An 8,057-nucleotide genomic window follows, 5' to 3' on the forward strand; every position below is an offset into this window, starting at 1 on the left:
CCGCGGCCGCCAGGTCAGGGCGGATCTGACGCTCAGAAGCGGTAGTGCAGGAGGCGGCCGAGCCGGTTGAAGGTGGTGACCTTGGCCGCCGCGCGGAAGGCGAGCCTGGCGGGCAGCGGGTACCTCGCGAGTTCCGGCGCGTCCAGGAACGAGATCTCCGAGACCAGCTGGAGCGCGGGGACTCCCAGGTCGTTCGGGTCGTCGATGCCCCAGTGCAGGCGGGAACCCGAGCGCGTCACCGCGGGGTTGGCGACGTTGTTGAGGTGGATGCTCGGCGTGTTGAACGCGTCGAACAGCAGCTCACCGCTGGGGAAGTGCGCGACGATCCGGCGCAGCAGCGACAGGCCGTCCTGCTCGGTCAGGTACATCGACAGGCCCTCGGCGACCACGAGGACGGGCCGGTCGGAGGGGATCGCGGTCAGCAGGTCCGGATCCGTGACGGAGCGGCCGAGGGTGTGCCGGTTGCTCGACGACGGGAACAGCTGCTCGCGCAGTGCGATGACCTCGGGCTGGTCGATGTCGTACCACTCGACATCGGTCGGCGGCCCCACCCGCTCGAAGCGGCTGTCCAGTCCGCAACCCAGGTGCAGCACGGTCATCCCCGGACGCAGCGAGGCGCGCACCCGGTCGTCCAGCGCCTTGGCGCGGACGGCCACCGAGATCGCGTTGCTCGCGCGCATTCCCAGCTTGGTGAAGTCGTAGTCGAGGCGTCGCACGGCGTCGTCGGCCCACCGGTCGTCCAGCAGCGGCTCCGCCGACCGGTTGTCCAGGGCACGCAGCTGCAGCGTGGCGAGCATGGTGGCGGCCGGACCGGTCAGCTCGACCGGGATGCGGCTCTCGCGCTCGAAACCGAAGCGCACCACCCGCATCGCGTTCCGCAGCGGCGGCGCGGCGTTCATGGCCCGGGCGATCCAGCGGTCGCGCGGCGCGACCTTCGCCACCCCGGGCAGCGTGGTGACAGGTACCGACCCGCGCAGGTGCAGACCCGGGACCTTGATCTCCAGGTCGTGCGGGTCGCCGACTCCCCAGTGGAAGCTCGCCCCCGTGGTGCGCAGGAAGCCCGAGAACTTCGCGGCCCGCACGGTCCACGGCGCGACCACGTCGAAGAGCATCTCTCCGTAGCCGAAGCGCTCGACGAGCCTGCGCAGCAGCGCGATCCCGTCCGCCTCCGCCAGGTAGGGCGTCAGGCCCTCGGCGATGACCAGCGTCGGCCGCCCGGTCGGGATGTCGTCCAGCCAACCGGTTTCGGTCACCGAGGAGGCGATCGTGCGGTGGTTGTCCGGAACTCGCGGGTAGAGCCGGTCGCGCAGCTCGACGACGTCGGGCATGTCCACGTCGAACCACTGCGCCTCGGCTGGCAGGTCGAGCCGGAACGCCCGGGAATCCAGGCCGCACGCCAGGTGCAGCACGACCGCGTCCGGGTGCGCGGCGAGGAACTCCCCGGCCCGGTCGTCGATCTCCTTGGCGCGCAGGACCACGGCCATCATGTCGCCGGAATCGAGCCGGAGGGTGGAGAAGTCGAAGTCGATGCGCGCCGCCAGCTGCGCGGCGGCGTCGTCGCCCAGCACCGGATCGGTGCGGCGGCTGTCGAGGGCGCGTGCGTGGAGCGGACCGAGGAGCGTCTGCTGCGCTCCGGTCAAGCGGATCTGTTCGGCCACGGGCGCCACGCTACTGCGAGCCGGCACCGGAAGTGCGCTCACGACGCGTGAAAAACGGGTTCGGCGACCACGGGATGGTCGCCGAACCCACTGCTTCGAGAAACCGGGATCAGGTCGGCGAGATGCCGCGCTCGCGCATCCACGGCAGCGGGTTGATCTTCTTGCCGCCGGCGTTCCACACCTCGAAGTGCAGGTGGGTGCCGGTGGAGAAGCCGCGGTTGCCCATGGTCGCGATCTGGTCGCCCGCCTTGACCTTGTCGCCCTCGTCAGCGGTGATGGTGTTGACGTGGCCGTAGACGGTGATGGTGCCGTCCTCGTGCTGGACCCTGACCCACAGGCCGAAACCGCTGGCGGGGCCGGCTTCGATGACCACGCCGTCGGCGACCGCGAAGATCGGCGCGCCCTTGGCGTTGGCGATGTCGATGCCGTAGTGGGTGGTGCCCCAGCGGCCACCGAAGCCGGAGGTGAAGTTGCCGAGCGCCGGAACGTGGAACTTCGGCTGCTTGGCGGCCTCTTCGGCCGCGCGCTGTGCCGCTTCGCGGGCCTCGGTGATCCGCTCGCTCTTGGTCAGCTTCTCCATCTCGGAGCTGATGTCGGAGCTCTTGGCGACCGGGAGCATGGCGGGCGCCGGGGAGCTGCCACCCATGCCGTTGTAGGAGGTGTTGTCCCCCGACATCGCGGTGTTGAACGAACCCGCGGCGTCGGAGGCGTTGAAGTCATCGGCGTCGGGGGAGGCGTTTCCCTCGCCCGCTGCCAGCGACTGACCGGCTGCTGCGAATGCGCCCGCCGCTACTGCTGCGACGACGACGCGGCCGCGCCAGGCCGATGCTGCTGATGCACCCCGGCTCCGATCCCGATTGCTGGAGGAGTCGTCGGGGGACACCTCCGGATAACCGGGAAAGGGTCGTTCGCCGCCGGGGGAGCGGTGGTGAGCCAATGCCTGCCCTTCCGTCTCGGGGAGCCTGATCTCCGCGGGCCCGGAACGGGGATTTCCGGGTGGCCGGTCGGGGAACCGGTCGAAGGTTGTCCTTCGTGATCAGACCGTGACAACGGACCGGGGGACAGTAACCAAGCTGATCCCCTAGGGGCAAATCCCGATCTGTTACGCGTCGGCCACCGCGAGTGGTCGAAACAACCTTCGCCAGGCGGATCGTCGGGCCTTCGCCGATACTGCGCGTGGTCGTCGCACAGCGGAGCCACCTGCGGCTTCGTGATCGGAATCGGTGGTTCCGAACGGCCCAGCGCGCCCGGTCTTCGGAACCGATCAGGACACCCCTGGGTGTTGATTTGTGCTGCAAGTCACACCCCAAGAGCGTCTTGTCGGCGCGGCGAAAATGCTCCGTTCGGGCGCTCCTCGGGCGTGTCGGCGCGCGCGGACCCCCTGTCGGTGACCGCCGGTGGTGCCTGGGAAGGGTCGCCCGGTTGCTAGCGTCTGCGCCGTGACTGCGCGGCCCGACCTCCCGTCCGGTTCGTCTGCTTCGGCGGCTCCCGCCGAGGCCACGGATCCGCAGCCAACGCTCGGCACGTCGGCCCGCCTGCGCGCCGCGATCGCGCTCGCCGTCCTCGGCGCCGCGCTCACCGGAGTGGGGTCGCTGCTCGGGTTGACCAGCCCGGCCGTCCCCGCCGCGTACCCGGGCTGGCCGCTGCTGCTGGTGCTCGCGCTGCTCGCGCCGGTGGCGGCCGCGCTGTTCGCCCGCGCCGGGAAGCCGATGGCCGCCGCCGCGGTGCTCGTCGGCCCGGCCGCCCTCGCGCCCGGAAGGCTCGGGCAGGACGTCCAGTTCGCCGTCGAAGCGGGCATGGCCGCCCGCCCGGAACTCCTCCGCGCCTCCTCGTTGATCAACTTCGAACCCGCCTTCGGCTGGTGGCTGCTGGCCGCCGGCCACGTGATCGTGCTGGTCGCCGGGATCGTGGCCGCCTGGGGCGCCCACGAATCCGGCGCCGGAACGCAGCGGCAGGGCCTGCTCACCTCGGCCCTGTGCGCCGGGGTGCTGGGCGGCGTCGCGGTGCTGATGGCGCCGTTCTCCTCCGACGACCCCTACCTGCCCGCCGAAACCGCCCTGGACGGGCCGCTGCCGGTGCTCATCGGCAGCGCGCTGCTGGCCGTCGCGGTGCCCTGCGCCGCCGGTCTGCTCGCCGGTTCGACCGACCTGGAGTTCGCCCGCGGCGGGCTGCTGGGCGTGGCGCTCGCGCTGGTCGCGGTCGTCGTGCCGCCGCTGGTGTCGGTGCTGGTGCTCGACGAGGTGCTCTTCGCCTGGGGCCCGCTGCTCGGGCTGCTGGCCGCCGCGGTGCTGCTCGTGCTCTCGGCTCGGGCCGGTTCTGGCGAGCAGGCCGAGGACGTCGATGACCTGCGGCTTCCCGCGCTGACCAGGTTGCTCAGCCTCGCTGGCGCGTTCGCGCTGCTGGCCGGTGCCGTCGCGGTGCTGGCCGCGCTGACCCCGCACGTGTCCATGCCCTACGGGCTGCGCGATCCGTCGGAGTACCCGGCGCGGATGCTGCTGCCCGCCGGGATCCTGCTGGCCCTGGTCGGTGCGGGCATGCTGCTGCCGAAGCTCGCGCTGCTGCTGCGGCCGGTGCTGACCGTGCTGTGGGCGGTGGTCCCGCTGGCCGCGGCCGGATCGCTGGACGCGGTGTTCACCGCCGTGCAGGCCGCCGGGGCCGGTGCGGGTCTGGGCGCCTGGGCCGCCGGTGCGTCCGTGCTGTTCGCCGCCATCGCGGCGGTGCTCGCGGCGATCGCCGGTGCGGTGGAGCGCGACGACGTCGATCTCACCGAGATGGCGATGCGCCGCCTGGTCCTGGTCCCGTCGCTGGTCGCGCTGGTCCTCGGCGCCGGGGCGTTCTCGCTGCCGGTGCTGACCGCCCCCGGCTACAGCGCGCCGGGCGTGTTCACCGACTTCGGCACCACCTCGTGGGGCCTGGTGCTCGCGCTCGCCGCCGTGGTCGGCGCGACCGCGCTGGCCCCGATGTGCCGTCCCGGTCAAGCCGCCGCGCTGCTGTGCGGTGCCGCGCTGCTGGTGGGCGTGCGCGCGCTGGAGTTCCCGCTGACCGCCGAGCGCCTGCCCGGAACCGCTCCCGGACTCGGCCTGTGGTTCGGGCTCGGGTGCGTCGTGGTCCTGCTCGGCACGGCGGTGGCCGCTCGCACCACCGCCGAACCGACCAACTGAGTTCACTCGCCCGGACGTCTTGTGGGACGCGTTCCGGTGCTCGAACATGGGCGAAACGCCGTCACGGCGCCTGTTCCGTTCGTCACGCGAACGCAGATATCGCTCCTGCCGCACAAGGCGATTCCCCGTGTTGGACGGGTCGACCCAGGCAGACGCCCTACCTCAGGTGAGGCAGTTCACCAGGTGCGCCGCCCCATGCGTCATCGCAGGTCGATATCGTCACCGAGTCCGACACCGACGTCGCAGGAGAGTCGAGTGGACCTGTACGAGTACCAGGCGAAGGAGCTCTTCGCCTCCCACGACGTGCCGACGCTGCCCGGCACCGTGGCGACCGACCCGCAAGGGGCCAAGGCAGCAGCCGAAGAACTCGGCGGGCCCGTAGTCATCAAAGCCCAGGTCATGACCGGTGGCCGGGGCAAGGCCGGCGGTGTGAAGCTGGCCGAGAACCCGGATGAGGCCCAGACCAAGGCCGAGGGCATCCTCGGTCTGGACATCAAGGGCCACATCACCAACAAGGTGCTGGTCACGACCGCCTCCGACATCGCGGAGGAGTACTACTTCTCCTTCCTCCTCGACCGCGCGAATCGCAACTTCCTCGCGATGGCCTCGGTCGAGGGCGGCATGGAGATCGAAGAGGTCGCGGCCACCAAGCCCGAGGCCCTGGCGAAGATCGCGATCGACCCGATCGAGGGCGTCGACCTGGACAAGGCGAAGGAGATCGTTTCCGCCGCCAAGTTCCCGGCCGAGGTCGCCGATCAGGTCGCCGACGTGATCGTCAAGCTGTGGGAGACCTTCGTCGCCGAGGACGCCACCCTGGTGGAGGTCAACCCGCTGGTGAAGGACCCCGAGGGCAAGATCATCGCCCTCGACGGGAAGGTCACCCTCGACGAGAACGCCGCGTTCCGCCAGGCCAAGCAGGCCGAGCTGGTGGACAAGGACGCGGAGAACCCGCTCGAGGCCAAGGCCAAGGCCAAGGGCCTCAACTACGTCAAGCTGGACGGCGAGGTCGGCATCATCGGTAACGGTGCCGGGCTGGTCATGTCCACGCTGGACGTCGTGGCCTACGCCGGCGAGGAGCACAGCAACGTCAAGCCGGCGAACTTCCTCGACATCGGCGGTGGCGCCTCCGCCGAGGTCATGGCCGCCGGTCTGGACGTCATCCTGGGCGACTCGGACGTCAAGTCGGTGTTCGTCAACGTCTTCGGTGGAATCACCGCCTGCGACGCCGTGGCCAACGGCATCGTGCAGGCGCTGGAGATCCTCGGCGACGAGGCCACCAAGCCGCTGATCGTCCGCCTCGACGGCAACAACGTCGACGAGGGCCGCCGCATCCTGGCCGAGGCCAACCACCCGGTCGTCACCGTGGTGGACACGATGGACGGTGCGGCCGACAAGGCCGCCGAGCTGGCAGCGGGGGCGTGAGGCGATCATGGCTATCTTCCTCAACGAGAACAGCAAGGTGATCGTTCAGGGCATCACCGGCTCTGAAGGCACCAAGCACACCGCTCGCATGCTGCGCTCCGGCACCAACATCGTCGGCGGTGTCAACGCCCGCAAGGCCGGGCAGACCGTCGAGATCGAGGGCGAGGAGCTCACGGTCTACGGCAGCGTTGCGGAGGCGATGAAGGAGACCGGCGCCGACGTGTCGGTCGTCTTCGTGCCGCCGAAGTTCGCCAAGGACGCCGTGATCGAGGCCATCGACGCCGAGATCGGCCTGGCCGTGGTCATCACCGAGGGCATCCCGGTGCACGACTCGGCCTACTTCTGGGCGCACGCGAACGCCACGGGCAACAAGACCCGGATCATCGGGCCGAACTGCCCCGGCATCATCTCGCCCGGCAAGTCCAACGCGGGCATCATCCCGGCCGACATCACCGGCGCGGGCAAGATCGGTCTGGTGTCCAAGTCGGGCACGCTGACCTACCAGATGATGTACGAGCTGCGGGACATCGGTTTCTCCAGCGCCGTCGGCATCGGTGGTGACCCGATCATCGGCACCACCCACATCGACGCGCTGCAGGCCTTCGAAGAGGACCCGGAGACCGAGGCCATCGTGATGATCGGCGAGATCGGTGGCGACGCCGAAGAGCGCGCGGCCGACTTCATCAAGGCCAACATCACCAAGCCGGTGGTCGGCTACGTCGCGGGCTTCACCGCGCCGGAGGGCAAGACCATGGGCCACGCGGGCGCCATCGTCTCCGGTTCGTCGGGCACCGCCTCGGCGAAGAAGGAGGCCCTGGAGGCCGCGGGCGTCAAGGTCGGCAAGACGCCGAGCGAGACCGCCAAGCTGATGCGCGAGATCGTCAAGGGCTGAGACCCCCACCGACCTCGTTCGTTCGGGGCCGGGTTCCCCACGGGGAACCCGGCCCCGACGGCTTTTCGCCGAGCTCTTCCACGAGGCGGCGTCCCGGTGCGGGACTCCCCGCCACCCCCGTCGCCGAGCGAAGTGATGTCGAACCACGCCTTCGCGGGCGGGCCGCCCTGCTGACGGCTGGTATTCGGTACCGTCGATCAGCACGCCCGATCGAGTGCCTTCGAGGAGTCCGATCAAGTCATGTCCGCCCCGTATCCGCAACAGCCGAACACCGACGGGGGTCGTCCGTCGTTCGAGCTGAAAGAAGTCCTCGCGATGGTGGCGGCCGGCGCCGGCGTTGTCGGCTACCTGCTCGGGTTCTTCGACGACGGGGTCGGCGCCCTGATGGGCAGCATGGCCGGTTTCGGTCTCGTCGCCTCCGCGGTGCTCGCGGGCCTGCGGTTCCTGCCGAAGACGCCGGACGCGCTGTTCGCGGCCGTCCCGCTGGCGGCCTACTCCGCGCTGGCGCTGCTGCAGGACGTCATCCGCAACACCGCATCGGGCCTGGTCTCGGTGCTGATGGTGCTGGCGCTCGCGCAGCTGGCCGCCGTGCTGGGCGTGCTGCTGATCGAGGGCGGCCTGGTCAAGATCGGCGGCGCCTCCGGCCCGGCGAGCGGCCCCCAGCCCCAGTCGTACGGGCAGCCGTTCCCGCAGGGACCCGGACCGCGCGGCCCCGGCGCGGGTGGTCCCGGCGGCGCGCGTCCCGGGCCCGGTGGTCCCTCCGGCCCCGGCTGGAGCCCGCAGGGGCAGCACGCTCCCGGCGCCCAGTTCGGCGGCCCGCCGCCGTGGAACCCGGCCAGCGGCGGTCAGCCCGTCCAGCAGCCGGGCAGCCGGAACCCGTCCTCCGACGGGTTCGCCACGCCCACCCCGGACTCCAGCGGCCCC

At 70.9% G+C, this 8,057-nt stretch carries 6 protein-coding genes; 4 read left to right on the forward strand and 2 right to left on the reverse strand.

The features are described 5' to 3' along the window. Nucleotides 1–32: 32 nt before the first annotated feature. Together E1202_RS32430 and E1202_RS27715 are read right to left on the reverse strand one after the other, a co-directional pair. The gene (locus E1202_RS32430; RefSeq protein WP_235879063.1) at nucleotides 33–1,658 is read right to left on the reverse strand and encodes a class I SAM-dependent methyltransferase; all 1,626 of its coding nucleotides are present in this window, start codon (nucleotides 1,656–1,658) and stop codon (nucleotides 33–35) included. 109 nt (nucleotides 1,659–1,767) lie between these two features. Next, nucleotides 1,768–2,541, reverse strand: a complete 774-nt coding sequence (locus tag E1202_RS27715) for a M23 family metallopeptidase (protein WP_132686275.1) — start codon at nucleotides 2,539–2,541, stop codon at nucleotides 1,768–1,770. Nucleotides 2,542–3,097: 556 nt separating this feature from the next. Between E1202_RS27715 and E1202_RS27720 the strand changes: the two genes are divergently transcribed. From E1202_RS27720 to E1202_RS32710, 4 genes are all read left to right on the forward strand, one after another. Then, the gene (locus tag E1202_RS27720; protein ID WP_207918951.1) at nucleotides 3,098–4,819 is read left to right on the forward strand and encodes a hypothetical protein; all 1,722 of its coding nucleotides are present in this window, start codon (nucleotides 3,098–3,100) and stop codon (nucleotides 4,817–4,819) included. 255 nt (nucleotides 4,820–5,074) lie between these two features. Beyond that, nucleotides 5,075–6,241, forward strand: coding sequence for an ADP-forming succinate--CoA ligase subunit beta (gene sucC, locus E1202_RS27725; protein ID WP_132686276.1), 1,167 nt, complete (start codon nucleotides 5,075–5,077; stop codon nucleotides 6,239–6,241). Nucleotides 6,242–6,248: 7 nt separating this feature from the next. Then, nucleotides 6,249–7,133: a succinate--CoA ligase subunit alpha gene (sucD, locus tag E1202_RS27730; protein WP_132686277.1), complete on the forward strand. Its 885-nt coding sequence runs from the start codon at nucleotides 6,249–6,251 to the stop codon at nucleotides 7,131–7,133. 240 nt (nucleotides 7,134–7,373) lie between these two features. Beyond that, nucleotides 7,374–8,057, forward strand: a 684-nt coding sequence (locus E1202_RS32710; protein WP_132686278.1) for a DUF5336 domain-containing protein, incomplete at its 3' end; no start/stop codon positions are given.

Source organism: Saccharopolyspora karakumensis, from assembly GCF_004349225.1.
GTDB lineage: Bacteria > Actinomycetota > Actinomycetes > Mycobacteriales > Pseudonocardiaceae > Saccharopolyspora > Saccharopolyspora endophytica.

What these genes read in the sequence shown, in the direction of transcription:
- sucD (WP_132686277.1), top strand. Translation starts at nt 6,249, where the DNA reads ATGGCTATCTTCCTCAACGAGAACAGCAAGGTGATCGTTCAGGGCATC.